Source organism: Halorubrum sp. B52, assembly GCF_059752555.1.
The window spans coordinates 801,110-814,845 of the sequence record NZ_MWTG01000007.1; the positions used below are offsets into that span (position 1 = coordinate 801,110).

The following is a 13,736-nucleotide window of genomic DNA, read 5'->3' on the forward strand; positions in this document are numbered from 1 at the left end:
CGCTACCGCTCCTCCGGGGACTCGACCGTGCCGAACCCCCAGTCGCCGATGTCGTCGTCGTCGCCCTCCGCGTCCTCGTCGCGCTCGACGGTCGGCCCGTCGCCGCTCTCCGCCCCCTCGTCGCTCTCCGCTTCGTCCTCGCCTGCCGCAGACGCGTCGTCGCCCTCGGTGTCGCCGTCCGGATCGCCTTCGTCACCGTCGGCGGCGGCCGGATCCAGCACGTCGATCCCCTCCTCGAACGGCTCGTCGAAGTCGATCGCGCCGCCCCCGGCGGCCGAATCGGCGTCGGTCGCGTCACCGATGCCGTCCCCCGGCGACGAGCCGTTCGCCGCCTCCGTCCCGTTCGCGCTCGCCGGTTCGCTCGACGCCCGGGACCGATCGCTCGGCCCGACGCCGGGGCTCCCGTCGACCGGGCTCGCGTCGGCGACCCCGTCGAAGTCGTCGGTCGACGGTCCGTCGGTCGCCGCTCCGTCGGCCGTCGTCGTCTCGGTCGTCACCGGCTCGGTCGTCACCGCCTCTGCCGCCGTTCCGTCGAGCGGCGCGCTCTCGCCATCCGCGACGGTCTCGGGGCGTTCGGGACCGGCCGCGTCCGGGTGGAGCGCCGCCGCCTCGCGGGCCGTCTCCGCGAGCGTCTCGCGGTCGGCGTCGGGAGTCGCCTCGACGTCGGCCGCGGGCGTCACGTCGAGCAGCGCGTCGGCGACGGAGTCGGGCATCCGGCCGCGGTACTCGGCGAACAGGTCCTCGGCCTCGGCGAGGATGCGCTCGACCTCCGCGCGGCCCGCCTCGTCCGGCTCCGGCCGGGGCACCATCTCCTCTTTGTCGCGGTCGACGTTGATGAGGACGGACTCCATCTCTCGGAGGTCCTCCAGCGAGCGCTCGAGCCCCTCGTTCGCCATCAGCGCGAGCACCGTCTCGGGGTCGTTGATGAACGCCTGGAACGTCGCGGCCACCTGCGCGTAGCTGTTGAGCCCGCGGTCGATGAGGTACGCCAACACGACCCGACGCTTCCGGAGCTCCTCGTTCAGCGTCTCGCGGCCCCACCCGCGGTCGAACATGATGTCCTCGAGGGTGTTCGAGTCGCCCATCTGCAGGAACTCGTCGGTCTCCGCCTGCCACTGGAACACGTCTTGGACGTTGATCTCGTCGTTCTCGGCGTCGTAGTGGTTGATCTCGGTCAGCGACTTGTTCCGGCGCACCTTCTTCCCCTGCACCCGAGTCGACGTCTGGACGGAGACCAGATCGAGGGCCGTGAACATCGTCTTCGAGACGTTGATCGGCTCCGTGGTGAACCGCTTGAGCACCTCGCCGACCGTGTCGGCGTGGAAGGTGGTGTAGGTGGTGTGGCCGGTCGACATCACCTGGAACGCGGTCCGCCCCTCCTCGCCGCGGATCTCGCCCATCACGATGTAGTCGGGGCGCTGGCGGAGCGCGGCCTCCAGCAGGTCGAACTCGTCGATGTCGCCCTTGTCGTCGTCGGAGAAGGAGGGGCGGGTGACCGAGGCGATCCAGTTGCGCTGGGGGAGCTCGACCTCGCGGGTGTCCTCGATGGAGACGATCTTCGCGTTCGAGGGGATAAAGAGGGAGACCGCGTTCAGGCTCGTCGTCTTCCCGGAGGCGGTGCCGCCCGCGAAGATCAGGCTCTTGTGGTTCTCGATCGACAGCCAGAGGAACGCCATCTCGTCGAGCGAGAACGTCTTCCAGTTGATCAGGTCGATCGGCGTGAACGGGATCTCGTTGAACTGCCGGATGGTGTAGTTCGTCCCGTGGTCCGACACCTCGCGGCCGAGCGTGAGCTGGGCGCGAGAGCCGTCGGGGAGGGTGGCGTCCACCTGCGGGCGCCGCTTCGAGATCCCCTTGCCGGAGCGCTGCGCGAGCTTCACGACGAAGTCGTCGAGCTCGTCGGTCTCGTGGTAGACGTTGGTGATGATCTGCTCGTAGTCGGAGTGGTAGACGAAGACGGGCGAGTTGTACCCGTCACAGGAGATGTCCTCCACGTTGATGTCGTACTTGATCGGGTCGATCCGCTCGTAGCCGATGAAGTCCCGCTTGAGGTAGTACAGCAGCTTCTCGACCTGGTGGTCCGACAGCGTCTCCGGGTCCTCGGCCAACACCGCCGGCTCGGGCCGCGCGAGGATCTTCGCCGGCGCCGAGTCCGACTCCGCGGGGGGTTCGTAGCCGAGCGACTCCGTGATCCGAGCGGCGATCCCCTCCGTGACGTCGAAGCCGAACCGGTCGACCGCGTCGTCGACGAGGTCGTCGATCACCCCCCGGTCGCCGGCCTCGCGCTCGTAGAGGTCGTACCGGTCGAGCAGGGTGAGCGCCTCGTCGACGATCACCTCCTTGCGGAACTCCTCGTCGCCCCCCGCGATCGCCTCGTCGGCGTACTTGATCGAGGTGCGGAGCTTCCCCGTCAGGAACTCGACGAGGTCCGTCTCGATCTCGGTCCGGTACGGCTGGACGGCGTAGTACTTCACCTCGTTCTCCTTCGTCGAGCGGAACACGATCACGAACGCGTACGGCTCGTTCACCCAGTACCGCTCGATCTCGCGGAAGTGGGTCTTCTTCGGCATCGGCACCGCCTTCTCCAGGTCGTACCGGTTCGCGAGCGTGGTGTCGCCCGCGGCCGTCGAGAAGAACGCGTCCTCGTCGACCTCGGGGTTCACGTTCACCGTGCGCTCATCGACCAGGTCGGCGAGCTCGGCGGCGGCGCCCCCGCCCGCGCCCAGCAGTTCCTCGGTCCGGTCGGGGTCGAACCCGAGCGCCTCGGTCTTGTCCTCGTGGGTGAACTCCAGCGGCTCGTCGTCCTCGTCCGTCGGCGGGTTCCCCTCCTCGTCGAGGAAGTACTCGTCGCGGTAGTCGTCCCACGTGTAGTACCCCTTCAGGACCGGCACCGAGTAGAGGTCGTACCGCGCCGAACAGAGGTCCCAGAGGACGTCGCCGACGGCCGCGGCCGCCCGGACCCGGTACTCCGTCTCCGAGGGGTCGAAGCCGAGGAACTCGCTCGGGTCGACGTCGACGCGGGCCCACTCCTCGGCGGTCGGCGCGCGCCGTGGGACCGTCTCGACGTCGTCGGCCGCGACGGCGACCGTCCCGGACACGCCGCCGCCCCCGACCGCGAGCAGGCCCTCGTCGTCCGTTTCGTCGTCCGTCCCGTCCGAGTCATCGTCCGTCCCGTCCGGGTCGGTCGCAGACGCCTCGTCGTCGGGGTGAGGTTCTTTGTCGTCGGCTTCGGTGTCGTCCGCAGACGCCCCGCCCACTTCCTCATCGGGCGCTTCAGCGGAGTCGTCCGCGTCGCCGCTTTCGGTCGGTTCCCCCGGCTCGTCCCCCTCGGTCGTCGCGTCCGGATCCGCCTCCGGCTCCGACGCGAACGCGCCGGAGTCCACCGCCGCCGTCGACGTCCCGTCGGGGACCACGGCGTCGCCGCTGAGAACGACGTGGTCGGCGCCCACGACGAGCGTCCCCGCGTCCGGCGTCCCGTGACCGGAGACCGGGGTGTCGCCGTCGGCCACGAACGCCTCGTCGACGCCGGGCGCGCGGAGCACGACGTCGGCGCCGTCCTCGGCGTGCGCGGCGACGGCGCTCGCCGGGACGACCGGCTCCTCGCCGACGTCGGCGTACAGCTCCGCCGCGGCGTCGGCGCGGCCGCGATCGTTCAGGAACGCCCGCCACGAGTACCGTCCCCTCGCGACGGGCGGGTCGGACGCCGTCCCGTCGGTCGCCTCGTCGGGCGACTGCGGCGAGCGCTCGGCGTCCTCGGTTGCCATAACTGCGTAAACAGCTCGACCGTTAAAAAAGGTGTCTCGCAAAACCCCGCGACTGATAATCGCCCGGCGAGAGGACGGTTTTTAGGTCGGTGGCCGCCGAAGCGACGGCGTGGCACCCTCAGACGACGCTCCGCTCCGCCGCGCGCTCGGTCGCCTCCGGCGGCCGGCGGTCCGCCGCCGCGTCCGCGCGGCGATCGCCGAGGAGCTGCTCGGCACTCCCCGGAGCCTCGGCGTCGTGCTCGCGTTCGTCGCGTTCATGCTCGCGGTCGGCGCCGGCTACTACGCCCCGACCGCCGGCGACGTGCCGGTCCCGCTGTGGCCGCTGTACGCGGACTCGGCGGTCGCGGTCGCGCTCGGCGGGGCGGTCCTGCTGACGCTCGTGCCGACGGTTCGGGCGGGCGGGAGCGTCGTCGCCGACGCCCCCGCGTCGCGACCGCTGGCGTACCTCCAGACGCTCGCGTTCGTCTGGCTGGTCACGTTCGGCCTCTGGCCGCTGGTCTCGCTGAACCTCGCCTTCTCGCAGTACGTCGCGGCCCCCGACGCGTGGATCTACTACTGGGGCGTGCTCGGCACGCACCTCTGTTTCGTCGGGCTCGCGCTGCTGTTCCCGGCGTTCGGCCGGACGACCCGCGGCGCGCTCGCGCTCGCGCTCGCGCTGGCCGTCGGAAACGTCGCCCTCGACTACGGGATGGGGTATCACCCGCCCCTCCTGTACGAGCCCGGACCGCTGCTCGCGGGCGCGACGCTCGCGATCGCCGGGTTCGCGGTGTGGCTCGCGTGGCGATCGTTCCCGCGGCTGGACAGTGCGAATTAGAATCAATCTCAACGATTGCCGGATGATCCCCGTCCATTCTCGTTGTTCGTGAGACCTCGTGTGGACGGTGATTGGTTACTCGCTGTTCTCTGACACCCGGTGTTGTCGTGACGTACCGAGTGCTCACAACACGAATATGACGTATGAACTCACGAGCGCCGACAAGCCCAGTAGTACAAGACCAACTCGCTGGGCGCTGATTATCGACCGAGCGGGAGGTTCGCTTGGGGATTCCTCGCGAGGAGTTTTCGCCTGTTTTACCGACCCATCGACGGCGACGTCGGGACTCGAATCGAAATTTGAATCCGGCGTGTTGCCGACGGTGTGCTGAACTTCGGCAACAGAGTACGGCTCCCCTTCCGCCTCGGATTTGGCGCGCTCACGAAGTTCTTGAAGATCGGTATTAGGATCTCGAAATTTTTCTCCTGTCTTCGAGTCAGAACCACGTGATCGGCCAATCTTTGTGCCGGATTTACTGGAACTCGAAGTAGGCGGCCGCGCGTCCGAAATACGCGGACAGTCGTGTTTTTCTGGCAGTCGATGATACCGACAGAGGGTCTGAGAGCAGTAGTCACATTCGTACGTGAGCGTGCTTATGTCGTCCCCACAGTAATCACACGAACTCATCGGCAAAATGATTAAAATAGTGATATAAAAAGCTGGTGCGATGCCAGCCAATTCCGAGCGTCTCGGTATCCAGAAGAGATCTCACATTCGTGATTCAACAGTAGTCACGGGCGCGACGGGATCCTCGCGAGCGAACGGAGTGAGCGAGCGAGGGTCAGCCGTGCCCGTATCGAACGCAGTGAGATACGGGCACGGCGGGATTCGAACCTCAGTCACTCCGCTCGCTACGCTCGCTTCGTTCCCTGCTTCGAATCCCGCTTGTGCCGCTACTGCTCACTTCGTTCGCAGGTAGCGGGCGCGACGGGATTCGAACCCGCGATCGAGAGGTTAGGAACCTCTCGCCCTGTCCGCTAGGCCACGCGCCCAACGCGGTGGAGAAAACGTCGCAGCGGGGATCGGTCGGCGTCGCCGAGCCGGTCTACGCGCTCGTCTCTTTCTCGGTCTCGAGGTCCTCGAGCTCCTCGTCCTCGTCGGCGTCGACCGTCGAGTCCGTGTCGACCGACGACTCCTCGTCGCCCTCTTGCATCTGTTTCAGTTCGTCCTCTACCTCCTCGCGTCCCTTCTTGAACTCGCCCATCGCCTGGCCGGTCGACCGAGCGAGCTTCGGAATCTTGTTCGCCCCGAACAGGAGGACCAGCACGAGCAGGATGATGAGGAGCTCCGGGCCCGCCGGGATGCCGCCGATCAGTGGAGTCGCAATTGCCATCTCTGTCCCGCAGTAACCCTCTTGCGACTATAGTCTTTTTGCCTTAGTGAGCCGACGTCGAGTCGTCGTTGGGCGGGCAACGCGCCGAGAATTCCGCCTTTCCGGAGAGTCGGTCGATGAACGTCGAAACCGTGATACGGCCGGGGCGTAATCGGGGGATATGACGACAGTCGGCGACGACGCCCCCGACTTCACCGCCTCGCTCGTTGACGGTGACATCGAACCGTTCCGGCTGGACGACCGCCTCGGCGACGAGCCCGTGGTGCTCGCCTTCTTCCCGGCCGCCTTCTCGAACACCTGCACCGACGAGATGGAGGCGCTCCGCGACGGGTTCGACCGCGACGACTGCACCCTGTTCGGCGTGAGCACCGACCTCCCGCACGCGCTCGCGGCCTACCGGACGCAGTACGAGCTCCCGTTCGGGCTCGTGGGCGACCCCGACCACCGCGCGATCGAGGCGTACGACGTCATCGAGGACTTCGAACACTACGGCGTCGAGACGGTCGCGCAGCGGGCCGTCTTCGTGATCGACGGCGACGGCGTCGTGACGTACCGCTGGCTCGCGGAGCACTCGGGACAGGAGCCGGACTACGACGCGCTCGACGAGGCGGTCGCCGAGGCGGCGGCGTAGGTCGCCTCAGGTCGCGTCGCGGAGGTCCTCCAGCGACTCCGGATTCTCCATCGAGGAGAGGTCGCCGGGGTCTTCGTCCCTGTACACCGACTCGATCGCGCGCCGGATGATCTTCCCGGACTGCGTCTTCGGGAAGGCGTCGACGAACAGCAGCTCGCGCGGCCGGAACGGTTTGCCGTGTTCCTCGCCGACCAGCTCGCGCAGCTCCTCGCGGAGCCCGTCGCTGGGCTTGACACCCGGTTCGAGGACGACGTACGCGACCACCGCGGTGCCGGTGGTGTCGTCCGGGACGCCCACCGCGGCCGCCTGGTTGACGGCGTTGTGATCGATGAGCACGCCCTCGATCTCGGCCGGGCCGACCTTGCGGCCGGCGACGTTGAGCGCGTCGTCGGCGCGCCCGTGGAGGAACCAGAAGCCGTCCGCGTCCTTCTGCGCGAAGTCGCCGTGGTCCCAGAGGTCCTCCCACGTCGACCAGTACTCCTCGAGGTAGCGCTCGTCGCCGGACCACAGCGACTTCGTCATCGACGGGCAGGAGTCGCGGGCGACGAGGTAGCCGCGCTCCCCCTCGTCTCTCACCGACTCGCCGCTCTCGTCGACGATGTCGACGTCCATTCCGAGCCCCGGGCCGCCGAGCGTGCAGGGTTTGAGGGGTTGGTTCGGCATCGGCATCAGGAAGCAGCCGCAGATCTCCGTGCCGCCGGAGATGTTGATTATCGGGCAGTCGCCGCCGCCGACCGCGTCGTAGAACCAGCGCCACGACTCCGGGTCCCACGGCTCGCCGGTGGAGCCTAAGATTCGGAGCGATGAGAGGTCGTGTCCCTCGACCCACTCGTCGTCTCCGACTCCATCGGAGTCGGACGGCTCGTCAGACGCAGTCTGACGGCTGCCGTGCTTGCGGAGCGCGCGGATCGCGGTCGGCGAGATGCCGAACTGGGTGATCCCGTGTCGGTCGATCAGCTCCCAGAACCGGTCGGGCTCGGGGTGGTCGGGCGCGCCCTCGTACATCACCACGGTCCCGCCGAAGGCGTGGTTCCCGATCAGCGTCCACGGCCCCATCATCCAGCCGATGTCGCTCACCCAGAAGAACCGGTCGGCGGGCTTCTGGTCGAAGCCGAAGTGGATCTCCTTCGCGCACTGCGTGAGGACGCCCGCGTGGGTGTGGACGATCCCCTTCGGCTCGCCCGTCGTCCCCGAGGAGTACAGCAGCATGGACTCCCGGTCGCTCGGGAGCCGCTTCGTCTCGTAGTCGGTCGACCGCGACGCGATCGCCTCGTCCCACGTGGCGTCTCGGCCGGGGTTCCACGGAACGGGGTCGTCCGAGTCGCCGTCGGGAGTCGCCCCAAGCCGGTCGTACACCACCGCGTGCTCGACGTGGCCCGCGTCCGCGATCGCCTCGTCGGCGGTCGCCTTCAGCCGGACCTCGCTCCCTCGGCGGTAGAAGCCGTCGCCGGTGAAGAGGACGGACGGCTCGGCGTCGGCGATCCGGGTCGCCACCGCGTCGGTGCCGAAGCCGGAGAAGATCGGGACCGCGATCGCGCCGACTTTCAGGCAGCCGTAGAGGATCGAGACGACCTCGGGCACCATCGGCATGTACAGCCCCACGGTATCCCCGGTCTCGACGCCGACGGACTCCAAGTAGTTGGCGACGCGGTTCGTCTGCCGGGCCAGCTCGTGGAAGGTGACCTCGCGGACGTCGCCGGGCTCGCCCTCCCAGATCAGCGCGACCCGGTTCCGGTTCGGCGAGTCGACGGCGGCGTGGCGGTCGACGACGTTGTGCGCGACGTTGATCTCGCCGCCGGGGTACCAGTCGGTGAACTGCGGACCGTCGGTGTCATCGCGGACTTCGTCGTACTCGCTGTAAAACTCGATGTCGAGGTAGTCGACGATCTCGTCCCAGAACCAGTCGACGCCGGACGCCGGCTCGCCCGGGACTTCCGAGGTGGTGCGCTCGATCAGCGCCTCGTAGTCGTCGATCCCGTACTCGCGCATGAACGCGGCGACGTTCGTCGACTCGGCGAACGCCTCGGTGGGCTCGTGTACGACCTCGTCTATCCCCTCGTACTCGTCCATCTCGTCCGGCCGTTTTCGCGGTGATCGTAAGTAATTTTCCTGAAATTCGGGCTACCGCGGGTCGGCGCACTCGCCGGCGACCGCGACGTTGCCCGCGTCGACGGCGACCGTCCCGTCGTAGCGGGCGCAGACGCCGGCGTCCCACGCGAGCCGTCCCTCCCAGTCGGCGCCCGTCACGACGACCTCGTGCCGGCCGGTCTCGCCGACGGTCACCTCGAACGCGCGGGCGACGCCGGCGTCGACGCGGTCGGACGTCTCCTCGTACGTCGTCCCGTCGTCGCCCTCGACGACCACACTCACGTCGACGGGGGCGTCTCCGTCGTTCCGGACGGTCAGGTCGAGCCGGCCGGCGTCGGTCTCGCCGAGGCCGAGACAGCCGGCGCCCGCCGCCGTCGTCACGGTCGCCGTCGTCGCCGCGAGGAGTTCGCGTCTGTGCATGGGAACGCCTCGTCGGTGCGGAACTTGAACCCCGAACACGCGAGCGTCGGGGGATCGCGCGGGATCTTATAAAAACGTCCGACCGCGTCGGGATGTCGGTTCCGGTCGGGTCGGACGGCGCGCCTACTCGGTCTCGGTCGTCCCGTCGTCCGCCGGGTCGGCCTCGTCCGGGACGATGTCCGCCTCGTCGGCCGCCTTGTCGGCCCCCTCGTCGCCGGCGTACGCGGCCTCGGGGACGATGTCCACGGAGGCGACCTCGTCGTCCGCCTCGAGGTTCATCACGATGACGCCCTTCGTGTTGCGGCTCACCGTGGAGATCTCCTCGACGCGGGTCCGCATGATCTGCCCGGCGCCGCTCATCGCGAGCAGGTGGTCGCCGTAGGTGACCGCCTCGATGGCGACGACCTCGCCGTTGCGGTCGCCGGTCTTGATGTCGACGAGCCCCATTCCGTTGCGAGACTGCGGCCGGTACTCGTCGAGGTCGGAGCGCTTCCCGTAGCCGTTCTCCGTGACGGTGAGCACCCAGTTGTGGTAGTCGTCGTCGATGGCGGCGACGCCGGCGACCGCGTCGCCCTCGCGCAGGTCGATCCCGATCACGCCGCGGGCGGTCCGGCCCATCGCGCGGGCCTCCGACTCGTCGAAGCGGATCGCCATCCCGTTCCGGCTCCCGATGACGATGTCCGTCTCGCCGTCGGTCACCTCGACGTCGACGAGCTCGTCGCCGTCCTCCAGCCGGATCGCGCGGATCCCGGTCGACCTGATGTTGCCGAACTCGTCGACGGCGGTCCGCTTGATGTACCCGTCGCGGGTGACCATCGTGAGGAACTCGTCGTCGTCTAAGTCCTCCGTGTTCACGACCGCCTCGATCTCCTCGCCGTCGTCGAGGTCGAGGAGGTTCACCGCCGACTTCCCCCGGGCGGTCCGGGACATCTCCGGGATCTCGTACGTCTTCAGCTCGTAGATCTGCCCGCGGTTGGTGAACACGAGGAGGTAGTCGTGGGAGTTGGCGGCGAAGACGGAGGAGACGCGGTCGCCCTCCTTCAGGCCGGTGCCGATGATCCCCTTGCCGCCGCGGTTCTGCGCCCGGAAGGTGTCGAGCGGCATCCGCTTGATGTAGTCGTCCTCGGTCATGGCGACGACGCACTCCTCCTCCGGAATGAGGTCCTCGTGGGTGACGTCGCCGACGTCCTCGATGAAGCTCGTGCGGCGCTCGTCGCCGTACTCGTCTTTCATCTCGTTCAGCTCGTCGACGATCACGGCGTCGAGCTCGTCGGGGTCAGCGAGGATCGTCTCCAACCGCTCGATCCGCGCGACGACGTCCTCGTACTCGGACTCGATCTCCTGGGTCTCCATCGAGGTGAGCGAGCCGAGCTGCATGCGGACGATGTGGGCCGCCTGCGCCTCGCTGAACTCGTACTGGGCCTCCAGCGCCGCCTTCGCGGCGTCGCGGTCTTCGGAATCCTGGATCGTTTCGACCACGTCGTCGACCTGTTCGAGCGCCTTCAGCCGCCCCTCGAGGATGTGCGCGCGGTCCTCGCACTCGGCGAGCTCGTGCTCGGAGCGCCGGCGGACCACCTCGCGGCGGTGCTCGACGTAGTGTTCGAGCGTCTCCTTCAGGTCCAACACCTGCGGCGAGCCGTCGACTAAGGCGAGGTTGATGACGCCGAAGGTGCGTTCGAGGTGGCTCTCTAACAGCTGGTTCTTGACGACCTCCGCCATCGCGTCGCGCTTGAGCTCGACGACGATGCGCATCCCGTCGCGGTCGGACTCGTCGCGGAGGTCGCGGATCCCCTCGATCGCGCCCTCGTTGACGTCCTCGGCGATGCGCTCGACGAGCCGCGACTTGTTCTGCTGGAAGGGGAGCTCCGAGATGACGATCCGGCCCTCCTCCTCCATGACCTCGAACTCGGCCCGAACGCGGACGCGCCCGCGACCCGTCTTGTACGCCTTGTGGACCGCGTTCCGGCCGACGATGTTCGCGCCGGTCGGGAAGTCCGGTCCCTTGACGTGTTCCATCAGGTCCTCGACGGTCGACTCCGGGTTCTCGATCAGCTCGACCGTCGCGTCGACGACCTCGCCGAGGTTGTGCGGCGGGACGTTCGTCGACATCCCGACCGCGATCCCGGAGGAGCCGTTGATGAGCAGGTGCGGCACCGCCGAGGGCAACACCTCCGGCTCTTCGAGGCGGTCGTCGTAGTTGGAGGTGAAGTCGACCGTGTCGCGCTCGATGTCCGCCAGCAGCTCCTCGGCGATGGGGGCCATCCGGGCCTCCGTGTACCGCATCGCCGCCGGCGGGTCGCCGTCGACGGAGCCGAAGTTCCCCTGCCCGTCGACGAGGGGGTACCGCATCGAGAAGTCCTGGGCCATCCGCGCGAGCGTGTCGTAGATGGCGCTGTCGCCGTGCGGGTGGTAGTCGCCCATCGTCTCGCCGACGATGGAGGAAGACTTCCGGTGCGAGGAGTTGCTCGTGACGCCCGCCTCGTGCATCGCGAAGAGGATGCGCCGGTGGACGGGCTTGAGCCCGTCGCGGACGTCGGGGAGCGCGCGGCCCGCGATGACCGACATCGCGTAGTCGATGTACGACTGCTCCATCTCGTCTTCGATGCGGGCGTTCGTCACCTGCGCGGCGCGGACGTCGTTCGGGTCGACGTCGGGGACGTCAGAGCTCATATGTCCACCCACTCCGCCTCGGTGGCGTGCTCCTTGATGAACTGCTTGCGCGGCTCGACCGCGTCGCCCATCAGCACGTTGAACATGCGGTCGGCCGCGGCCGCGTCGTCGATGTTTATCTGCTTGAGGATCCGGTTTTCGGGGTCCATCGTCGTGTCCCACAGCTGGTCGGGGTTCATCTCGCCGAGGCCCTTGAACCGCTGGACCTGGTCCGGGTTCCCGTCGCACTCCTCCTCGACGATCCGGTCGCGCTCCGCCTCCGTCATCGCGTCGTACGTCTCGCCGCGGTAGCGGACGCGGTAGAGGGGCGGCTGGGCCGCGTACACGTAGCCCGCCTCGAGCAGGGGCTTCATGTGGCGGTAGAGGAGGGTCAACAGCAGGGTCCGGATGTGCGCGCCGTCGACGTCGGCGTCCGTCATCAGGATGATCTTGTTGTACCGCGCGTCGTCGATGTCGAACTCCTCGCCGATCCCCGCGCCGATGGCGGTGATCAGCGCGCGGATCTCGTCGTTCTCGAGGATTCGGTCGAGCCGGTGTTTCTCGACGTTGAGGATCTTCCCCTTGAGCGGGAGGATCGCCTGGTTCTCGCGGTTCCGGCCCTGCTTGGCCGAGCCGCCCGCGGAGTCGCCCTCGACGACGAACAGCTCCGCCTCGGTGGGGTCGCGGGTCTGGCAGTCGGCGAGCTTGCCGGGCAGCGCCGTCGACTCCAGCGCGGACTTCCGGCGGGTGAGCTCCTCGGCCTTCTTCGCCGCCTTGCGCGCCCGCGCGGCCTCGGCGGCCTTGTGGACGACCTTCCGGGCGGTGTCGGGGTTCTCCTCGAAGAAGGTGCCGAGCTTCTCGTGGGTCGCGGACTCGACGATGCCGCGGACCTCGCTGTTGCCGAGCTTCGTCTTCGTCTGCCCCTCGAACTGCGGGTCGGGGTGTTTCACCGAGATGACGGCCGTGAGCCCCTCGCGGACGTCCTCGCCCTTCAGGTTCGCGTCGAGGTCGTCGACGAGCCCGTGCTCGTTGGCGTAGTCGTTGACGGTCCGGGTGAGGGCGGTCTTGAAGCCGGTGAGGTGGGTGCCGCCCTCGCGGGTGTTGATGTTGTTCGCGAACGCGTGGACGGAGCCCTGCAGCTCCTCGGTCGCCTGCATCGCGACCTCGACGTGGATGTCCTCGTCCTCGTCGGCGAAGTAGATGACGTCGTCGTGGATCGGGGTCCGCGTCTCGTTGAGGTAGGCGACGAACTCGCGGATGCCGCCGTCGTAGCGGAACGTCCGCTCGTCGCCCGCGTCCGGGGCGTCGCCGTCCGCGTCGCGCTCGTCGGCGAGCGTGATGGCGACGCCGGAGTTGAGGAAGGCGAGCTCGCGCAGACGGCTGGCGAGCGTCGAGAACTCGAACTCGTCGGTCTCGAAGATGTCGCCGTCGGGCCAGAAGCGGATGTACGTCCCGGTGTCCTCGCCCCGCTCCATGTCGCGGACGCGCTCGAACCCGCCCTCGACGGGCTCGCCGCGGGCGAACTCGTGGCGGTAGACGCCGCCGTCGCGTTTCACCTCGACTTCCAGCCGCTCGGAGAGCGCGTTGACGACGCTGACGCCGACGCCGTGGAGACCGCCGGAGACCTGGTAGGACTTCGAGTCGAACTTCCCGCCGGCGTGGAGGACGGTCATGATCACTTCGAGCGCCGGCCGGTCGTACTTCTCGTGCGTGTCGACCGGGATGCCGCGCCCGTCGTCGGTGACGCTGACCGAGCCGTCGTCGTGGATCGTGACGGTGATCTCGTCGCAGTGGCCCGCGAGGGCCTCGTCGATGGAGTTGTCGACGACCTCGTAGACGAGGTGGTGTAACCCTCGACCGTCCGTGGACCCGATATACATCGCCGGACGTTTACGGACGGCCTGTAGGCCCTCTAAGACCTGTATCTGGCCGGCTCCGTATTCACTCTGCTCTGACATAGAACTTGACTGATTTAGTCAGTGCCGGGTTATAAAGCCGGCGCACGCGCACGCGGGCGTGAAGACCCACCACCCCCAG

9 protein-coding genes and 1 tRNA gene are annotated in these 13,736 nt (G+C 68.1%); 2 read left to right on the forward strand and 8 right to left on the reverse strand.

Annotated features, from left to right (window positions below):
* Positions 1 to 2: 2 nt before the first annotated feature.
* Complete coding sequence (locus tag B4V04_RS05505) at positions 3 to 3,764, reverse strand: type II/IV secretion system ATPase subunit (protein WP_498229854.1); 3,762 nt, start codon at positions 3,762 to 3,764, stop codon at positions 3 to 5.
* Between the two features lie 109 nt (positions 3,765 to 3,873).
* Here B4V04_RS05505 and B4V04_RS05510 point away from each other — a divergent pair, with 109 nt between their 5' ends.
* Positions 3,874 to 4,578 carry a DUF1405 domain-containing protein gene (locus B4V04_RS05510; protein WP_498229856.1) on the forward strand — a complete coding sequence of 235 codons (705 nt, stop codon included), beginning with the start codon at positions 3,874 to 3,876 and terminating at the stop codon, positions 4,576 to 4,578.
* A gap of 123 nt (positions 4,579 to 4,701) precedes the next feature.
* Here the strand turns inward: B4V04_RS05510 and B4V04_RS05515 are convergent, their stop codons facing one another.
* The 3 genes from B4V04_RS05515 to B4V04_RS05525 all read right to left on the reverse strand — a co-directional run bounded on the left by B4V04_RS05515 (position 4,702) and on the right by B4V04_RS05525 (position 5,911).
* Positions 4,702 to 5,205: an AN1-type zinc finger domain-containing protein gene (locus B4V04_RS05515; RefSeq protein ID WP_498229857.1), complete on the reverse strand. Its 504-nt coding sequence runs from the start codon at positions 5,203 to 5,205 to the stop codon at positions 4,702 to 4,704.
* A 292-nt stretch (positions 5,206 to 5,497) separates the two neighbouring features.
* Positions 5,498 to 5,570 (reverse strand) — tRNA-Arg (locus tag B4V04_RS05520).
* A 53-nt stretch (positions 5,571 to 5,623) separates the two neighbouring features.
* Positions 5,624 to 5,911, reverse strand: coding sequence for a Sec-independent protein translocase subunit TatA/TatB (locus tag B4V04_RS05525; RefSeq protein WP_498229859.1), 288 nt, complete (start codon positions 5,909 to 5,911; stop codon positions 5,624 to 5,626).
* Between the two features lie 160 nt (positions 5,912 to 6,071).
* Here B4V04_RS05525 and B4V04_RS05530 point away from each other — a divergent pair, with 160 nt between their 5' ends.
* A complete protein-coding gene (locus B4V04_RS05530) occupies positions 6,072 to 6,542 on the forward strand; it encodes a redoxin domain-containing protein (protein ID WP_498229861.1) in 471 nt (156 codons plus the stop codon).
* Positions 6,543 to 6,548: 6 nt separating this feature from the next.
* On the opposite strand, the gene B4V04_RS05535 is transcribed toward B4V04_RS05530, so the two are convergent.
* The 4 genes from B4V04_RS05535 to gyrB form a co-directional block, all read right to left on the reverse strand.
* Entirely contained in the window at positions 6,549 to 8,612 is a 2,064-nt protein-coding gene (locus tag B4V04_RS05535) for an AMP-binding protein (protein WP_498229863.1), read from the reverse strand.
* A gap of 51 nt (positions 8,613 to 8,663) precedes the next feature.
* Positions 8,664 to 9,050: a hypothetical protein gene (locus B4V04_RS05540; RefSeq protein ID WP_498229865.1), complete on the reverse strand. Its 387-nt coding sequence runs from the start codon at positions 9,048 to 9,050 to the stop codon at positions 8,664 to 8,666.
* A gap of 123 nt (positions 9,051 to 9,173) precedes the next feature.
* A complete protein-coding gene (gyrA, locus tag B4V04_RS05545) occupies positions 9,174 to 11,720 on the reverse strand; it encodes a DNA gyrase subunit A (protein WP_498229867.1) in 2,547 nt (848 codons plus the stop codon).
* Positions 11,717 to 13,657, reverse strand: a complete 1,941-nt coding sequence (gene gyrB, locus B4V04_RS05550) for a DNA topoisomerase (ATP-hydrolyzing) subunit B (RefSeq protein ID WP_498229868.1) — start codon at positions 13,655 to 13,657, stop codon at positions 11,717 to 11,719. Before gyrB ends, gyrA begins: the two co-directional genes overlap by 4 nt.
* Positions 13,658 to 13,736: the final 79 nt, after the last annotated feature.

Bases quoted from the DNA above. Each gene is read 5' to 3' on its own strand.
- B4V04_RS05505 (WP_498229854.1), bottom strand. From the start codon at position 3,764: ATGGCAACCGAGGACGCCGAGCGCTCGCCGCAGTCGCCCGACGAGGCG.
- B4V04_RS05515 (WP_498229857.1), bottom strand. From the start codon at position 5,205: ATGAGTTCGTGTGATTACTGTGGGGACGACATAAGCACGCTCACGTAC.
- B4V04_RS05525 (WP_498229859.1), bottom strand. From the start codon at position 5,911: ATGGCAATTGCGACTCCACTGATCGGCGGCATCCCGGCGGGCCCGGAG.
- B4V04_RS05530 (WP_498229861.1), top strand. From the start codon at position 6,072: ATGACGACAGTCGGCGACGACGCCCCCGACTTCACCGCCTCGCTCGTT.
- B4V04_RS05535 (WP_498229863.1), bottom strand. From the start codon at position 8,612: ATGGACGAGTACGAGGGGATAGACGAGGTCGTACACGAGCCCACCGAG.
- B4V04_RS05540 (WP_498229865.1), bottom strand. From the start codon at position 9,050: ATGCACAGACGCGAACTCCTCGCGGCGACGACGGCGACCGTGACGACG.
- gyrA (WP_498229867.1), bottom strand. From the start codon at position 11,720: ATGAGCTCTGACGTCCCCGACGTCGACCCGAACGACGTCCGCGCCGCG.
- gyrB (WP_498229868.1), bottom strand. From the start codon at position 13,657: ATGTCAGAGCAGAGTGAATACGGAGCCGGCCAGATACAGGTCTTAGAG.